This is a genomic window from Enterobacter cloacae complex sp. 370H10 (assembly GCF_050031535.1).
Lineage (GTDB): Bacteria > Pseudomonadota > Gammaproteobacteria > Enterobacterales > Enterobacteriaceae > Enterobacter > Enterobacter intestinihominis.
The window spans coordinates 2162152-2178242 of sequence record NZ_JBLGWG010000001.1 but is presented as its reverse complement, the minus strand read 5'-3'; the positions used below and the strand labels follow the sequence as shown (position 1 = coordinate 2178242).

The 16091-nt window shown below is 54.5% G+C and carries 13 protein-coding genes; 8 read left to right on the top strand and 5 right to left on the bottom strand.

All coding sequences use genetic code 11. The features are described from left to right. Nucleotides 1-83: 83 nt before the first annotated feature. Nucleotides 84-1472 carry a Re/Si-specific NAD(P)(+) transhydrogenase subunit beta gene (gene pntB / locus ACQG2Q_RS10870; protein ID WP_022647939.1) on the bottom strand — a complete coding sequence of 463 codons (1389 nt, stop codon included), beginning with the start codon at nt 1470-1472 and terminating at the stop codon, nt 84-86. Between the two features lie 10 nt (nt 1473-1482). Continuing rightward, on the bottom strand, nt 1483-3012 hold the full coding sequence (gene pntA, locus ACQG2Q_RS10865; protein WP_017384575.1) for a Re/Si-specific NAD(P)(+) transhydrogenase subunit alpha: 1530 nt from the start codon (nt 3010-3012) through the stop codon (nt 1483-1485). A 535-nt stretch (nt 3013-3547) separates the two neighbouring features. Here pntA and ydgH point away from each other — a divergent pair. The 3 genes from ydgH to folM all read left to right on the top strand — a co-directional run bounded on the left by ydgH (nt 3548) and on the right by folM (nt 6822). After that, nucleotides 3548-4492, top strand: a complete 945-nt coding sequence (ydgH, locus tag ACQG2Q_RS10860; RefSeq protein WP_022647937.1) for a DUF1471 family protein YdgH — start codon at nt 3548-3550, stop codon at nt 4490-4492. 185 nt (nt 4493-4677) lie between these two features. Next, entirely contained in the window at nt 4678-6060 is a 1383-nt protein-coding gene (locus tag ACQG2Q_RS10855) for an amino acid permease (RefSeq protein ID WP_063841947.1), read from the top strand. Nucleotides 6061-6099: 39 nt separating this feature from the next. Next, nucleotides 6100-6822 (top strand): dihydromonapterin reductase, encoded by a 723-nt coding sequence (folM, locus tag ACQG2Q_RS10850; RefSeq protein WP_023306085.1) that lies wholly within the window; start codon nt 6100-6102, stop codon nt 6820-6822. Here folM and ACQG2Q_RS10845 read toward each other — a convergent pair. Further along, complete coding sequence (locus ACQG2Q_RS10845; RefSeq protein ID WP_022647934.1) at nt 6819-7154, bottom strand: GlpM family protein; 336 nt, start codon at nt 7152-7154, stop codon at nt 6819-6821. The two genes, folM and ACQG2Q_RS10845, sit on opposite strands and share 4 nt — an antisense overlap. Before the next feature lie 127 nt (nt 7155-7281). On the opposite strand from ACQG2Q_RS10845, the gene rstA reads away from it, so the two are divergent. From rstA to tus, 4 genes are all read left to right on the top strand, one after another. Continuing rightward, nucleotides 7282-7998, top strand: coding sequence for a two-component system response regulator RstA (gene rstA, locus ACQG2Q_RS10840; RefSeq protein WP_063849273.1), 717 nt, complete (start codon nt 7282-7284; stop codon nt 7996-7998). Nucleotides 7999-8387: 389 nt separating this feature from the next. Then, complete coding sequence (gene iraM / locus ACQG2Q_RS10835) at nt 8388-8807, top strand: anti-adapter protein IraM (protein ID WP_048966459.1); 420 nt, start codon at nt 8388-8390, stop codon at nt 8805-8807. Between the two features lie 325 nt (nt 8808-9132). After that, nucleotides 9133-10431: a two-component system sensor histidine kinase RstB gene (rstB, locus tag ACQG2Q_RS10830; protein WP_063145994.1), complete on the top strand. Its 1299-nt coding sequence runs from the start codon at nt 9133-9135 to the stop codon at nt 10429-10431. Between the two features lie 74 nt (nt 10432-10505). Beyond that, nucleotides 10506-11435 (top strand): DNA replication terminus site-binding protein, encoded by a 930-nt coding sequence (gene tus, locus ACQG2Q_RS10825; RefSeq protein ID WP_063145995.1) that lies wholly within the window; start codon nt 10506-10508, stop codon nt 11433-11435. On the opposite strand, the gene fumC is transcribed toward tus, so the two are convergent. Both fumC and fumA read right to left on the bottom strand, forming a co-directional pair. Next, nucleotides 11436-12830: a class II fumarate hydratase gene (gene fumC, locus ACQG2Q_RS10820; protein WP_063849275.1), complete on the bottom strand. Its 1395-nt coding sequence runs from the start codon at nt 12828-12830 to the stop codon at nt 11436-11438. It lies immediately after the preceding gene. A gap of 182 nt (nt 12831-13012) precedes the next feature. Beyond that, nucleotides 13013-14659 carry a class I fumarate hydratase FumA gene (gene fumA / locus ACQG2Q_RS10815; protein ID WP_022647928.1) on the bottom strand — a complete coding sequence of 549 codons (1647 nt, stop codon included), beginning with the start codon at nt 14657-14659 and terminating at the stop codon, nt 13013-13015. Nucleotides 14660-14858: 199 nt separating this feature from the next. On the opposite strand from fumA, the gene manA reads away from it, so the two are divergent. Further along, nucleotides 14859-16034 carry a mannose-6-phosphate isomerase gene (manA, locus tag ACQG2Q_RS10810; protein WP_426759155.1) on the top strand — a complete coding sequence of 392 codons (1176 nt, stop codon included), beginning with the start codon at nt 14859-14861 and terminating at the stop codon, nt 16032-16034. Nucleotides 16035-16091: the final 57 nt, after the last annotated feature.

The window sequence follows — 16091 nt, the reverse complement described above, 5'->3', positions numbered from 1 at the left end:
GGTAAAGTATAGACAGAGGAGAATGGCTGACCGCAGAAATAAGAAAACCGCCCCCAGGGGCGGTTTGACAGGATGAAGCGGAATTAAAGAGATTTCAGAATCGCATCCACGCTGGCCTTGGCGTCGCCAAACAGCATGTGGGTGTTATCTTTAAAGAACAGCGGGTTCTGCACGCCAGCATAGCCGGTGTTCATAGAGCGTTTGAAGACAATGACGTTCTGCGCCTTCCACACTTCGAGAACAGGCATACCCGCAATCGGGCTGCGCGGATCGTCCTGCGCCGCCGGGTTAACGGTGTCGTTGGCGCCAATCACCAGCACGGTGTCGGTGTCGGCGAAATCATCGTTGATCTCGTCCATTTCCAGCACGATGTCGTAAGGCACCTTCGCTTCCGCCAGCAGCACGTTCATGTGGCCTGGCAGACGCCCCGCCACCGGGTGAATACCAAAGCGAACCTTGATACCGCGCGCGCGCAGTTTCTCGGTGATTTCCGCCACCGGATACTGCGCCTGCGCCACCGCCATGCCATAGCCCGGGGTGATGATAACGGAATGCGAGTTTTTCAGCATCTCTGCGGTGTCTTCTGCACTGATTTCACGGTGTTCACCCACTTCCTCATCAGAACCGGTTGATGAACCGTCAGAACCGAAGCCACCCGCGATGACGCTGATAAACGAGCGGTTCATCGCCTTACACATGATGTAAGACAGGATCGCACCGGAAGAACCGACCAGCGCACCGGTGACAATCAGCAGGTCGTTGCTCAGCATAAAGCCTGCTGCCGCCGCTGCCCAACCGGAGTAGGAGTTCAGCATGGAGACGACTACCGGCATATCTGCCCCGCCGATAGACGCCACCAAATGCCAGCCGAAGGCTAGCGCGATGATGGTCATCACCAGTAACGCCAGCACCTGCAAGCCTACGCTTTCGGTACGCACGAAGACCACCAGCAGCACAAAGGAAACGACCAGCGCCGCCAGATTCAGCTTGTGGCGGTTAGGCAGCATCAGCGGTTTGGAAGAGATCTTCCCGCGCAGTTTGCCGAACGCCACGATTGAGCCGGTGAAGGTCACCGCACCAATGAAGATGCCGAGGAACACTTCGGTCAGGTGGATGTTCACCAGAATCGGTTCCAGACCCGGTTCGTGGTACAGATAGCTGTTGAAGCCCACCAGCACCGCGGCCAGACCCACGAAGCTGTGCAGAATAGCAACCAGCTCCGGCATCTCGGTCATTTCAACGCGTTTCGCCAGACGAATACCAATCGCACCACCGATGATCATCGCCACCAGGATCCACGCCACGTTGCCGGTGTCCGGCCCAAAGATGGTGGCAATCAGCGCAATCGCCATCCCGGCGATACCAAAGTTATTTCCCTGCTGAGACGTTTCGTGTTTGGAAAGCCCCGCCAGACTGAAAATAAACAGGATTGCAGCAACAATGTATGCGGCTGTAACTAATCCTCCAGACATATGCTACCCCTTAGCCTTTACGAAACATTTTCAGCATGCGCTGAGTCACGGTGAAACCACCGAAAATATTGATACTGGCGATCAGCACTGCAATGAAGCTCAGGAAGCTGATCCAGCCGCCATGACCAATTTGCAGCAATGCCCCAACCACGATAATCCCGGAGATGGCATTGGTAACCGACATCAGCGGGGTATGCAGCGCATGGGAAACGTTCCACACGACGTAGTAACCCACCACGCAGGAGAGCGCGAAGACGGTGAAGTGGCCAAGGAACTCTTTTGGCGCGACGTCCGCCAGCCAGCCAAACAGGATAATGACCAGCGCCATGATGGCGTATTTGCGCCACGGCGACGCAGGTTTCGCTGGTTCTGCAGGCTCAGGCGCCGCTTTCGGCGCAGCCTGAGGCTGAGCGGAAACCTGTATCGGCGGTGCAGGCCAGGTGATTTCCCCTTCACGCACCACGGTCACGCCGCGCACCACCACATCATCAAAATCAACGGTGATGTTGCCGTCTTTCTCTTTGCAGAGCAGCTTCAGCAGATTAACGAGGTTCGTGCCGTACAGCTGAGAGGACTGGGTTGGCAGACGTCCTGGCAGGTCGGTATAACCGATCACCTTCACGCCGTTCGCGGTCGTCGTGACCTGATTTGGCACGGTATACTCACAGTTACCGCCGTTTTGCGCCGCCAGATCGACAATCACGCTGCCCGGCTGCATGGAATCCACCATCTCACGGGTGATCAGCTTCGGTGCCGGTTTACCCGGAATAAGCGCGGTGGTGACAATGATGTCCACCTCTTTTGCCTGCGCCGCAAAGAGCGCCATTTCCGCCTTAATAAAGGCTTCAGACATGACCTTCGCGTAACCATCACCGCTGCCCGCTTCTTCCTTGAAGTCCAGCTCAAGGAATTCGGCGCCCATACTCTGCACCTGCTCCTTCACTTCCGGCCGGGTATCAAACGCACGAACAATAGCGCCCAGGCTGTTTGCGGCCCCAATAGCAGCAAGACCTGCCACACCGGCACCAATTACCATCACCTTCGCGGGTGGTACTTTGCCTGCGGCCGTAATTTGACCGGTAAAGAAGCGACCAAACTCATGAGCAGCTTCGACAATGGCGCGATAGCCGGCAATGTTTGCCATAGAACTCAGCGCATCCAGAGACTGCGCGCGCGAAATACGCGGCACGGAATCCATCGCCATCACGGTGACACCGCGTGCCGCCAGCTTCTCCATCAGCTCCGGGTTTTGGGCTGGCCAGACAAAGCTCACAAGCGTCGTGCCCGCGTTCAGCAGTTCAATTTCACTCTCTTCCGGTGCGTTTACCTTCAGAATAATGGGTGATTGCCAGACCTCAGCACCGTCCACTACGTCCGCGCCAGCCTGAGTAAAGGCCTCGTCATCGAAACTCGCCAGTTTGCCCGCGCCGCTTTCAATCGCGACGGTAAAACCCAGTTTAAGCAGTTGCTCCACCGTTTTTGGTGTTGCCGCTACGCGGGTTTCATTGGCTAACCGTTCTTTTGGTACCCCAATACGCATAGTTTTCCCTTCCATCGGTTTGTGATGATGGTTTGTCGATAATTGCCCGCGGTTCGTATCAATTTTCACCATCGCGATAACGACGGAGAATGATTAACCCCGGAAAATAAAACAGTAACAAACTTTCTATAACCTACTGAAAATAGCGCCCGTGATCTACCGCCAGAAAACACTATTTCTTATTTTATCTGTGAAAAATAAGCGATCGGGGTCACTGACAGAGATATTTACCTTAAATTCGCCTTCAGGACCGATAAATCGCGTAAGCGAAGCGGTAAAAACATGATATAGCGCCATAAAAGAACAACTCATTAACATTAAATTAACTTGTAAAAGTCATATGCTTAATCAGTTTTTCTTGTGAAACGCCTGTTTTTTCCACATATCACAAAATGTTATCGAATCAGGTCCTTTGCTGAGCACAGGCTGTGAAAAATGCCGCAGACAGCGACGGGTGTTAAATGCCATAATCGGGACCGTCTCAAATTAACAACAACACCAGTACATGGTTTGCGCAAGGCGAAGGATTATTTTTATGAAGCTTAAGAACACACTCCTGGCGTCCGCACTTCTTTCCGCGACCGCCCTGTCAGCGAATGCTGCGACAGAGTTGACGCCGGAGCAAGCGGCAGCGTTAAAACCTTTTGACCATACGGTCATTGTGGGTCGGTATAATTCCATTGGCGATGCCGTCGCCGCCGCATCAAAAGCCGCCGATAAAAACGGCGCTGCCTCGTTTTACGTCGTTGACCAGTCCGATCAGGGCAACAGCGGTAACCAGCGCGTGACTGTTGCGCTGTACAAAGAGAATGCCCCAAAGGCAGATGAACAGAAAAACCGCGTGATTAACGGCATTGTTGAACTGCCGAAAGATCAGGCTGTTCAGCTGGAACCGTATGACACCGTGACCGTTCAGGGCTTCTACCGCAGCCAGCCTGAAGTTAACGATGCCATCACCAAAGCCGCGAGAGAAAAAGGCGCTTACGCGTTTTATATCGTGCGTCAGGTTGATGCCAACCAGGGCGGAAACCAGCGCATTACCGCCTTCATCTATAAGCAAGATGCGAAAAAACGCGTAGTGCAAAGCCCGGATGCGATTCCAGCGGATTCAGAAGCCGGTCGTGCTGCGTTAGCAAAAGGCGGTGAAGAAGCGAAGAAAGTTGAAATTCCGGGCGTAGCAACGTCTGCGGCACCAAGCGCTGAAGTGGGTCGTTTCTTTGAAACCCAATCCACCAAAGGCGGTCGTTATACCGTTACGTTACCAGACGGCACGAAAATTGAAGAGCTGAACAAAGCCACTGCCGCGCAGATGGTGCCGTTCGACAGCATCAAGTTTACGGGCAACTATGGCAACATGACAGAAATCTCCTATCAGGTGGCGAAGCGTGCTGCGAAGAAAGGCGCGAAGTATTACCACATCACCCGCCAGTGGCAGGAACGTGGCAACAACCTGACCATCAGTGCTGATCTGTACAAGTAACAAAACGGTTTCATAAAGGCGGCGCAGTGCCGCCTTTTTTGTTACTTTTTTTCTGATTTCTGCCCCATGTCATTGCATGCATCCGTCACACTCCGTAAAATCCCGCGCCTTAGCGTGATCCACCATTTTTATGCGCCTTAGCGAAATAATTATTCTGGATTTGGACTTTTCATAACAGGAAGCCAATGGAAAAGAAACTTGGCCTGAGTGCGTTAACTGCACTTGTATTGAGCTCAATGCTGGGCGCGGGCGTATTCAGTTTGCCGCAGAACATGGCGGCCGTCGCCAGCCCGGCCGCATTATTGATTGGCTGGGGCATCACCGGCGTCGGGATTTTGTTGCTGGCGTTCGCCATGCTGCTGCTGACGCGTATCCGACCGGATCTGGACGGCGGAATATTCACTTACGCCCGTGAAGGTTTTGGCGAGCTGATTGGCTTCTGCTCCGCCTGGGGCTACTGGCTGTGCGCGGTGATCGCCAACGTCTCCTATCTGGTTATCGTCTTCTCGGCGCTCAGTTTCTTTACCGATACGCCCGAACTGCGCCTGTTTGGTGACGGCAATACCTGGCAGTCCATCGTCGGCGCCTCGGTGCTGCTGTGGATTGTTCACTGGTTGATTATGCGCGGCGTTCAGACCGCGGCCAGCATTAACCTGGTGGCGACGCTGGCCAAGCTGGTGCCGCTTGGCCTGTTCGTCGTGCTGGCCTTCCTCGCCTTCCGTCTCGATGTCTTTACGCTCGATTTCAGCGGTATTGCGTTGGGCGTTCCCGTCTGGGAGCAGGTGAAAAATACCATGCTGATTACCCTGTGGGTGTTCATCGGTGTTGAAGGTGCCGTCGTGGTCTCTGCCCGCGCGCGTAACAAACGCGACGTGGGACGCGCCACACTGCTGGCCGTCCTGGCGGCGCTGGGCGTTTATCTGCTGGTGACGCTGCTGTCGCTCGGTGTGGTGGCCCGCCCTGAACTGGCGGAGATGCGTAATCCGTCCATGGCCGGGCTGATGGTGAAAATGCTCGGTCCCTGGGGTGATGTGGTTATCGCGGCAGGTTTGATTGTCTCCGTCTGCGGCGCGTACCTGAGCTGGACCATTATGGCGGCGGAAGTTCCGTTCCTGGCCGCCACGCACAAAGCGTTCCCGCGCCTGTTTGCCCGGCAGAATAAAAACAGTGCGCCATCGGCTTCTCTGTGGCTCACCAACATCAGCGTGCAGGTCTGTCTGGTGCTGATCTGGCTCACAGGTTCGGACTATAACACGCTGCTGACCATCGCCTCCGAGATGATTCTGGTACCCTATTTCTTAGTGGGCGCATATCTGTTAAAAATTGCGACCCGCCCGGCACACTATGCGGTAGGCGTAGGTGCCTGTATTTACGGTCTATGGTTATTGTATGCTTCCGGCCCGATGCATCTGCTGCTGTCCGTGGTGCTCTACGCGCCAGGCCTGCTGGTGTTTATCTACGCTCGCCGTACGCATCAGCTTGATAATGCCCTTAAGCGCCGCGAAATGGCGTTGATAGGTTTGCTGTTAGTCGCTGCCGTACCGGCAACGTGGATGTTAATGGGATAGCGCCGCCTGTCCCATTGTTGAACTGAAAAGGAGATTACGATGGGACACACGCAGCAACGCCCAATATTGATCACTGGCGCAGGCCGTCGCATCGGCCTCGCCCTCGCCCATCACTTTCTCAATCTTCGCCATCCGGTTATCGTCAGTTACCGCACGGAATATCCCTCCATTGAAGGGCTACGACATGCCGGAGCCGTCTGCATTCAGGCGGATTTCTCCACGGATGAAGGTATTCTTGCTTTCGCGGAAAAAGTGAAATCGACCACCCGCGGGCTGCGGGCGGTTATTCACAACGCCAGTACCTGGCTTCCTGAAAAAGCAGGACATTCGCTCAGCGAAACGCTCGCCTGCATGATGCAGATCCACGTTAATGCGCCTTATCTGCTCAACCATGCCCTACAGGATCTGCTACGCGGACACGGCCATGCCGCAGGCGACATTATCCATTTCACCGATTACGTGGTGGAGCGAGGCAGCGATAAACACATCGCCTACGCGGCCAGCAAAGCCGCGCTGGATAATATGACTCGCTCGTTCGCGCGCAAGCTGGCCCCCGAGGTAAAAGTCAACGCGATTGCCCCGGCGATGATTTTATTTAACGAGGGCGATGATGCCGAGTATCGTCAGCAGGCGCTTAACAAATCGTTGATGAAAATTGCGCCCGGCGAGAAAGAGGTGATCGACCTGATCGATTATCTGCTGACCAGCTGTTACGTCACGGGAAGGACGTTTGCCGTGGACGGTGGCCGCCCGCTGCGCTAGTGAAAGCGGCTCCAGAAGAAGATGAGCACCCAGGCGCTGAGGCTCCAGCAGACCACCGCCCCGCCCAGCGCCAGGGGCAGACGCAGAAAACCGGTGAAGTACCACAGCGACAGCAGATAGATGAAATACGGGATGATTGACCACATCCCGAATACAATGGTGGCACGCAGCGCCTCTATACCCCGCTCAGAGGCCACAATATAGTGCGCAATTAACGCAAAGGTGGGAAACAGCGGGATAAGCCCGGCAATGTAGTAGTTCTTCGTTTTAGCCAGCACCCCAATCAGCAGCACGACCAGCGCACCCAGCGCGGCTTTGATCAACAGCCCCATTCTTTTCCCTTAACAATCAAATAACATTCCCGTGCAGGATAACGGAACTCCGGCTAATTATGAAAGATTAATGGAAGGTTAAGGTTGTGCGGTGTATGTTGACGTTTTTCGCGATGACAGACGTAGTATGAATAAGATTGTTTATGTTGAAGATGAACCCGAAGTGGGTCAATTGATCGCCGCTTATCTGGGTAAACATGATATTGAAGTGGTTGTCGAACCTCGTGGCGATCGCGCTGAAGACGTCGTCACCCGCGAAAATCCGGACCTGGTGTTGCTGGACATTATGCTGCCCGGAAAAGATGGCATGACGCTTTGCCGGGATCTGCGCGCAAAGTGGGACGGCCCGATCGTGCTGCTGACCTCTCTCGACAGCGATATGAATCATATTCTGTCCCTTGAGATGGGCGCGAATGACTACATCCTGAAAACCACGCCGCCGGCGGTCCTGCTTGCCCGTTTGCGCCTTCATCTGCGTCAGCGTGCCAGCGCTGAGCGTGAAGCGCCTGCGCCCTCTTTAACGCCGCATAAGGCGATGCAGTTCGGCACGCTTTCTATCGACCCGGTCAACCGACAGGTTATGCTTTCCGGGGAGCTGATTGCGCTCTCAACCGCAGATTTTGACCTGCTGTGGGAGCTGGCAACTCATGCCGGGCAAATTATGGACCGGGATGCATTGCTGAAAAATCTGCGCGGCGTGAGTTACGACGGAATGGATCGTAGCGTTGATGTGGCGATTTCTCGCCTGCGAAAAAAACTGCAGGACAGCGCCACCGAGCCCTACCGCATTAAAACCGTACGTAATAAGGGCTACCTGTTTGCCCCGCACGCATGGGAAACCTGAAAAAAAACTACACAGTAAATTTCGAAAAATAACTTGCGATGCATCAGGAATGTTATCGGTATACGTCGTAAGTTTTCGATTATATGCATCGTTAGTCATGAAATATCCTTTGATCACATTCCTCTTACCTGTTCAATTTCGATGTGCATTTTTCGCGTAAACAAAAGTAGCTCTAATGTATTTCATTGCTATAGTACAATATATATTCAGCAGTTCAGGAACCATCATCGATCAAAAATCCGTCACTTAAATGCACATTGTGTTAAAAATGAACTTTACAATTGACTAAATTATTATCTTATCCTTATGAAAACAAAGGGGATATAGTTAGCATATAAATAATATCGATCTTTTTCAATAGCTTACGCGTTTGCAGAAATCTAATTCTCATGCTAAACCTTATACTCTCTCAATTATTTAATGAACGAGGTATAGCAATGTCATGGAGAGTCATTAGCTCGGTAATTTGTCCTAACACGGGAATCGTTTATTCAAGCATCTTGGGACTCAAGTTCTTGAAACTCATCATTTGGTATGAAAGCGATGTCTATTTGTACCCCGGCGATAGGATATATCCGACAAAGAATGGCGTCTTCATTAATGGTGTTTTCAAGCCAATATCGATATACAACATCTCCCCTTACAACGAGATGTTATGGAGTGAAATTAAAAACAAGATGGCCTGCCCATACAATCGAAACCAGGAAGAGGAGATATGTACCTACGCGGTGCATTGCAACGCGCGTAAGTGTCCGCATGGGTTTGCCACGAATCCACTGATTGTCAGCACAGTCAAATCCAGACATTAACGAATGTTGGTAATGTTCAGGTTACAAAGATAAGTCTCTTTGTCGCACCGTTTGCGCCGGATACCTCTCACTGGTAAACGCCATAAATAAAGCCACCCGCAGGTGGCCTTTGTTATTGTTATTCTGATTCACAAAAACTCTCAATCGCAAATAAACTCGTATAGCGAAGCGTAAACGGATTACCCGGGCATTGATGGAATAAAGCGATGCCGTGTTTTATTACCTTTCGACGATTACCCCTTTTCAACGCATCATGCCTGACTTGCGCCCATAGCGACCCTGCTGGTAAAAGACGTGTAGTGAAGCCCCTGTTTCGGTGAAATTAATGAAGAAGCTGTTTGTTCAGTTTTATTTACTGCTGTTTGTCTGCTTTCTGGTGATGACCATGCTGGTCGGGCTGGTCTATAAGTTCACCGCAGAGCGTGCGGGCAGACAATCCCTGGACGATCTGATGAAAAGCTCGCTCTACCTGATGCGTAGCGAGCTGCGCGAAATTCCTCCGCATGACTGGGCACGTACGTTAAAAGAGCTGGATCTGAATCTGTCGTTTGATCTGCGTATCGAACCCATGAAGGATTTTGATTTAGCGCCGCCGGCGATGCAGCGTTTGCGCGACGGAGACATCGTCGCACTGGACGAGAAATATACCTTCATTCAGCGTATTCCGCGCAGCCACTATGTCCTGGCCGTCGGGCCAGTGCCCTATCTCTATTACCTGCACCAGATGCGCCTGCTGGATCTCGCCCTGCTGGGCTTTATTGCCATCTCGCTCGCTTTCCCTGTGTTCATCTGGATGCGACCGCACTGGCAGGACATGCTGAAACTGGAATCCGCCGCACAGCGTTTTGGGGAGGGTCATTTAACTGAACGCATACATTTCGACAGTGGTTCCAGTTTTGACCGTCTCGGTATTGCCTTTAACCAGATGGCCGATAACATCAACGCCCTGATTGCCAGCAAGAAGCAGCTTATCGACGGCATTGCGCATGAACTGCGCACTCCGCTGGTACGCCTGCGTTATCGCCTGGAGATGAGCGAGAACCTCACCGCCGCAGAATCGCAGGCCCTCAATCGGGATATTGGCCAGCTTGAAGCGCTGATTGAAGAGCTGCTGACCTATGCCCGCCTCGATCGGCCTCAGACGGAGTTGCACCTCAGTACGCCGGATCTTCCCGTCTGGCTACAGACGCATATTAACGATGTGCAGAGCGTTAACCCTCAGCGAAAACTGCTGACAGCCATTACCCCCGGCGCGTACGGCGCGCTGGACATGCGCCTGATGGAACGCGTGCTGGATAATCTGATGAACAACGCCATGCGCTACAGCGAAACCACGCTGCGCATAGGTTTAGATTTGCAGGGGAGCCAGGCAATTCTGTGTGTGGAAGACGATGGCCCCGGTATTGAGCCAGCGGAGCGTGAAAAAGTTTTCGAGCCGTTTGTGCGCCTCGACCCCAGCCGCGACCGTGCTACCGGCGGCTGTGGTCTGGGGCTGGCTATTGTCCGTTCTATTGCCCAGGCGATGGGCGGTTCGGTTCGCTGCGAAGCGAGCGAGCTGGGCGGGGCCCGGTTCGTCTTTAGCTGGCCGATCTATCACAACATTCCTCTTCCCGTACCTGCCTGAACTAAACCGCACGCTGGCCTGACCCGGCTTGTTGTGCTATATCAGTAGTATGTTGTAACTAATTAAGGGCTATTATGGCGACTTACGATCTCATCGAAAGGCTTAACACCACATTTCGGGAAATAGAGCAGGCGTTACTGACCCTGACGGCGCAACTACAGGGCTGCCGCCTGCTGGCCGCCCGCGTCTTTTCCCTGCCCGAGGTGGCGAAAGGCGCGGAACACGACCCGCTGAACACCATTGAGGTAACGCAGCATATCGGTAAAGTGGCGCTGGAACTGACGTTGCAGCACTATCGCCGCCTTTTCATCCAGCAGCAGTCCGAAAATCGCAGCAGTAAGGCCGCCGTTCGCCTGCCCGGCGTCATCTGTCTGCAAACGGATACCGCAACGCGTGAAGCCATTGAGGCGCAAATTACGCATATTAATACGCTGAAAGCCGCCTTCGAGAAAATCGTGACCGTTGAGTCCGGGCTGGCACCGGCTGCCCGTTTTGAATGGGTGCATCGCCAGCTTCCGGGGCTGATCACCCTGAATGCTTACCGCACGCTGACGGTACTGCGCCACCCCGCCACGCTGCGCTTCGGCTGGGCCAACAAGCACATCATTAAAAACTTCACGCGCGACGAGATCCTGGCTCAGCTGGAGAAAAGCCTGAAATCGCCGCGAACGGTCGCCCCGTGGTCGCGGGAACAGTGGATTGAACGGCTGGAGCAGGAGTACCACAGCATTGCCTCCCTGCCGGCTGATACCCGTCTTAAAATAAAGCGTCCGGTGAAGGTGCAGCCTATCGCTCGTGTCTGGTATGCCGGACAGCAAAAGCAGGTGCAACACGCCTGCCCGACACCGCTGATTGCGCTCTACGATGCCGATCAGGGTGCGGTGGTGCCGGATATCGGAGAACTGCTGAACTACGATGCTGAAAACGTTCAGCATCGCTATAAACCCCAGGCGCAGCCGCTACAGCTGATTATCCCGCGGCTGCACCTGTATGTGGCGCAGTGATTACCTGATGCTGCCCACCATCGCTTCCGGGCGGACCCAGGCATCAAACTCGGCGTCCGTCAGGTAGCCCAGCGCCAGCGCAGAGGCTTTCAGGGTAAGCCCCTCTTTGTGCGCTTTTTTAGCGATTTCGGCCGCTTTGTCATAACCAATATGGGTGTTTAGCGCCGTGACCAGCATCAGGGACTCATTCAGCAGCTGGCTGATTCGCTCGCGATTAGGCTCAATGCCCACCGCGCAGTGCTCGTTAAAGCTCTCCATGCCATCGGCCAGCAGACGAATCGATTGCAGTACGTTGTGGATCACCATCGGGCGATAGACGTTAAGCTCGAAGTTTCCCGACGCGCCGCCCATGTTGACCGCAACGTCATTACCCATCACCTGACAGCACAGCATGGTCATGGCTTCGCACTGCGTCGGGTTTACTTTACCCGGCATAATGGAGCTACCCGGCTCGTTTTCCGGAATGCTGATTTCGCCGATGCCGCAGCGCGGGCCGGAGGCCAGCCAGCGCACGTCGTTGGCGATTTTCATCAGCGAGGCTGCCAGCCCTTTCAGCGCGCCATGGGTATGGACCAGCGCATCACAGGTCGCCAGCGCTTCGAATTTATTCGGGGCGGTAACAAACGGCTGCCCGGTGATCTTCGCCAGCTCTCCGGCCACGCGCACCGCGTACTCGGGATGGGTGTTTAACCCGGTGCCAACCGCCGTTCCGCCGAGCGCCAGCTCCGCCAGATGCGGCAGGCTGTTGTCTATATGCTTAAGATTGTGCTCCAGCATCGCCACCCAGCCGGAGATCTCCTGGCCAAGCGTCAGCGGCGTGGCGTCCTGCAGGTGCGTACGACCAATTTTTACAATGTCGCCGAAAGCCTGCGCTTTCTCGTTAAGCGTAGATTTGAGCACGTTGAGTTGCGGGATAAGCTGCTCGCGGATAGCGATGACGGCCGCCACGTGCATGGCCGTCGGGAACACGTCGTTGGAACTCTGGCTTTTATTCACGTCATCGTTCGGGTGAACCTTCCGCTCCATGCCGCGTACGCCGCCAAGCAGCTCGCTTGCGCGGTTCGCCAGCACCTCGTTCATGTTCATGTTGCTCTGGGTGCCTGAGCCGGTCTGCCAGATGGCAAGGGGGAATTCGTCGGGATGTTTGCCCGCCAGCACTTCCTCGGCGGCATTGATGATGGCGGAGGCTTTATCGGCATCCAGCAGGCCCAGATCCTGATTGACTTTGGCGGCAGCGCGTTTGGTCAACGCCAGCGCCTGGATTAGCGAGACGGGCATTTTCTCTGTCGAAATGCGGAAATGCTCCAGCGAACGCTGGGTTTGCGCGCCCCATAGCTTGTCGGCCGGGACGTCGATGGCGCCCATGGAGTCTTTCTCGCGGCGATGCATTGTCATTACTTACTCCTTGATAACAAAGATGGGATTGCTCACATGCTTAAGAGATAAGTATTGATGACTTCTGAGAAACGTTATGGCGCTTTGTGCGCTCTTTTTGATGTCGGGTGGCGGCTGCGCCTTACCCGACCTACGAGGATGTAGGCCGGGTAAGCGTCAGCGCCACCCGGCAATTTACAGAATTACTTCACACACGCCGAACACTGGGAAGACTGGATCTGTTTGAAGAAGTCGTTACCTTTGTCATCCACGAGGATAAACGCCGGGAAGTCTTCCACTTCAATTTTCCAGATCGCTTCCATACCCAGTTCCGGGTACTCCACGCACTCGAGGCTCTTGATACTGCCCTGCGCCAGCACCGCTGCCGGGCCGCCTATGCTGCCAAGGTAGAAGCCGCCGTGCTTGTGGCACGCGTCCGTCACCTGCTGGCTGCGGTTGCCTTTCGCCAGCATGATCATGCTGCCACCGTTGGCCTGCAACTGGTCGACGTAGGAGTCCATACGGCCCGCCGTGGTTGGGCCTAAAGAGCCGGAAGCATACCCATCAGGCGTTTTTGCCGGGCCTGCGTAGTAGATCGGGTGATCTTTAATGTACTGCGGCAGCCCTTCACCGTTGTCCAGGCGCTCTTTCAGCTTCGCATGGGCGATGTCGCGGCCAACAATAATCGTCCCGTTCAGAGAAAGGCGCGTTGAAACCGGATACTGCGAAAGCTGCGCCAGGATCTCCTTCATTGGGCGATTCAGGTCAACGCGTACCGCTTCGCCCTCACCCGCTTTACGCAGTTCTTCAGGGATGTATTTGCCCGGGTTGTTCTCCAGCTTTTCGATCCAGATGCCGTCGCGGTTGATCTTCGCTTTGATGTTACGATCCGCAGAGCACGACACGCCCATCCCCACTGGACAGGATGCACCGTGGCGCGGGAGGCGGATCACGCGAATGTCATGCGCGAAGTATTTGCCGCCAAACTGCGCGCCCAGCCCCAGATTCTGCGCTTCGGCCAGCAGTTCCTGCTCAAGCTGCACGTCGCGGAACGCCTGACCATGTTCGTTACCTTCCGTTGGCAGGCCATCGTAGTATTTGGTTGAGGCCAGCTTAACGGTTTTCAGGGTGCTTTCAGCAGACGTACCGCCAATCACAAACGCGATATGGTACGGCGGGCAGGCCGCAGTGCCAAGGGTGCGCATCTTCTCAACCAGATAGTTCTTCAGCTTGCCCGGGGTAAGCAGCGCTTTGGTTTCCTGGTAAAGATAGGTTTTGTTGGCTGAACCGCCGCCTTTGGCAATGCAGAGGAATTTGTACTCGTCACCGTCGACACTGTAGAGGTCAATCTGCGCAGGCAGGTTGGTGCCGGTGTTCACCTCTTTGTACATATCCAGCGCCGCGTTTTGCGAATAGCGCAGGTTATCTTCGGTGTAGGTATTGTAGACGCCGCGCGCCAGCGCCGCTTCGTCACCGCCGCCGGTCCAGACGCGCTGGCCTTTTTTACCGGTGATAATCGCCGTGCCGGTGTCCTGGCAGGTCGGCAGAATGCCTTTCGCCGCGATATCAGAGTTACGCAGGAATTGCAGGGCAACGTACTTATCGTTCTCGCTGGCTTCCGGGTCGCTCAAAATATCGGCAACCTGCTGCTGATGCGCCGGACGGAGCATAAAGGAAGCATCGTGGAAGGCTTGCTGCGCCAGCAGCGTCAGCGCCTGCGGGTCAACTTTGAGGATCTCCTGCCCTTCAAACTCAGAGACAGAAACGTAATCGCGGGTTAACAGGTAATACTCGGTCCGATCCTGACTGAGGGGGAAAGGATCCTGATAATGGAAGGGTTTATTCGACATTGTTCTCTCACTTACTGCTTCGGTCTGTTTATTCAGGGCAGATGTTCCGCTGCCCGGCTTAAAAGCGAGTCAGCTTATCCTACACAATTTTTTAACAAAAACTGAGACTAGTACGACTTTTTACATCCGCAGGTTACTTCCATTCGGTTTATTGCTTTAATACGCGAAGTTAATTCCACATATGAATCAGGGCTTGATAATGCAAAAACTCATCAACTCAGTGCAAAACTACGCCTGGGGAAGTAAAACTGCGTTAACGGATCTCTACGGTATCGCCAACCCGGACAACCTGCCGATGGCAGAGCTGTGGATGGGCGCGCACCCGAAGAGCAGCTCAAAAATTGAAGATGCCAGCGGCCAGGTGCGCAGCCTGCGTGATGTCATCGATGCCGACAAAGCCGCGCTGCTCGGCGATAAAGTGGCGAATCGTTGTGGTGAGCTGCCTTTTCTGTTCAAGGTATTGTGCGCCGACCAGCCGCTCTCCATTCAGGTTCACCCGAACAAAAAAGCCTCTGAGCTGGGCTTTGCCAAAGAAAATGCCGCCGGTATTCCGTTAGACGCCGCAGAGCGTAACTACAAAGATCCTAACCACAAGCCGGAACTGGTTTTCGCCCTTACCCCTTTCCTGGCGATGAATGCCTTCCGCGAGTTTTCCGAGATCATCTCCCTGCTGCAACCGGTCGCTGGGGCTCACAACGCGATCGCCCACTTCCTGGAAAACCCGAACGCAGAAGCCCTGAGCGCGCTGTTTGCCAGCCTGTTGAATATGCAGGGCGAGGAAAAATCCCACGCGCTGGCGGTGCTGAAAGCCGCGCTGAACGGCCAGCAGGGTGAGCCATGGGACACCATTCGCATAATTTCCGCGTTTTATCCGGACGACAGCGGCCTCTTCTCTCCGCTGCTGCTGAACGTGGTGAAGCTCAACCCGGGCGAAGCGATGTTCCTGTTCGCTGAAACCCCGCACGCCTACCTGAAAGGCGTGGCGCTGGAGGTGATGGCTAACTCCGATAACGTACTGCGCGCGGGCCTGACGCCAAAATACATCGACATCCCTGAGCTGGTTGCCAACGTGAAGTTCGTGGCGAAACCTGCTGCGGAGCTGCTTACTCAGCCGGTGAAAAACGGCGCAGAGCTGGACTTCCCGATTCCGGTTGACGATTTTGCCTTCTCCCTGCATGACCTCAGCGCAGACGAAACCGCCATTGCACAGGAGAGCGCCGCGATCCTGTTCTGTGTGGAAGGCGAAGCGACGTTGCATAACGGTAGCGAGCGTCTGCTGCTTAAACCGGGGGAGTCCGCTTTTGTCCCGGCAAACGAGTCGCCTGTCTTCGTGAGCGGCACTGGTCGCCTGGCGCGCGTTTTTAATAAGCTTTAGGGACTTACTGAATTTTTTAACAACTCTTGCTAAGCTAGTAACAGGCGTTGTAACACC

Bases quoted from the DNA above. Each gene is read 5' to 3' on its own strand.
- ACQG2Q_RS10845 (WP_022647934.1), bottom strand. From the start codon at position 7,154: ATGGGGCTGTTGATCAAAGCCGCGCTGGGTGCGCTGGTCGTGCTGCTG.
- rstB (WP_063145994.1), top strand. From the start codon at position 9,133: ATGAAGAAGCTGTTTGTTCAGTTTTATTTACTGCTGTTTGTCTGCTTT.
- fumC (WP_063849275.1), bottom strand. From the start codon at position 12,830: ATGACAATGCATCGCCGCGAGAAAGACTCCATGGGCGCCATCGACGTC.
- pntA (WP_017384575.1), bottom strand. From the start codon at position 3,012: ATGCGTATTGGGGTACCAAAAGAACGGTTAGCCAATGAAACCCGCGTA.
- pntB (WP_022647939.1), bottom strand. From the start codon at position 1,472: ATGTCTGGAGGATTAGTTACAGCCGCATACATTGTTGCTGCAATCCTG.
- fumA (WP_022647928.1), bottom strand. From the start codon at position 14,659: ATGTCGAATAAACCCTTCCATTATCAGGATCCTTTCCCCCTCAGTCAG.
- manA (WP_426759155.1), top strand. From the start codon at position 14,859: ATGCAAAAACTCATCAACTCAGTGCAAAACTACGCCTGGGGAAGTAAA.
- ACQG2Q_RS10855 (WP_063841947.1), top strand. From the start codon at position 4,678: ATGGAAAAGAAACTTGGCCTGAGTGCGTTAACTGCACTTGTATTGAGC.
- ydgH (WP_022647937.1), top strand. From the start codon at position 3,548: ATGAAGCTTAAGAACACACTCCTGGCGTCCGCACTTCTTTCCGCGACC.
- rstA (WP_063849273.1), top strand. From the start codon at position 7,282: ATGAATAAGATTGTTTATGTTGAAGATGAACCCGAAGTGGGTCAATTG.
- tus (WP_063145995.1), top strand. From the start codon at position 10,506: ATGGCGACTTACGATCTCATCGAAAGGCTTAACACCACATTTCGGGAA.
- iraM (WP_048966459.1), top strand. From the start codon at position 8,388: ATGCTAAACCTTATACTCTCTCAATTATTTAATGAACGAGGTATAGCA.
- folM (WP_023306085.1), top strand. From the start codon at position 6,100: ATGGGACACACGCAGCAACGCCCAATATTGATCACTGGCGCAGGCCGT.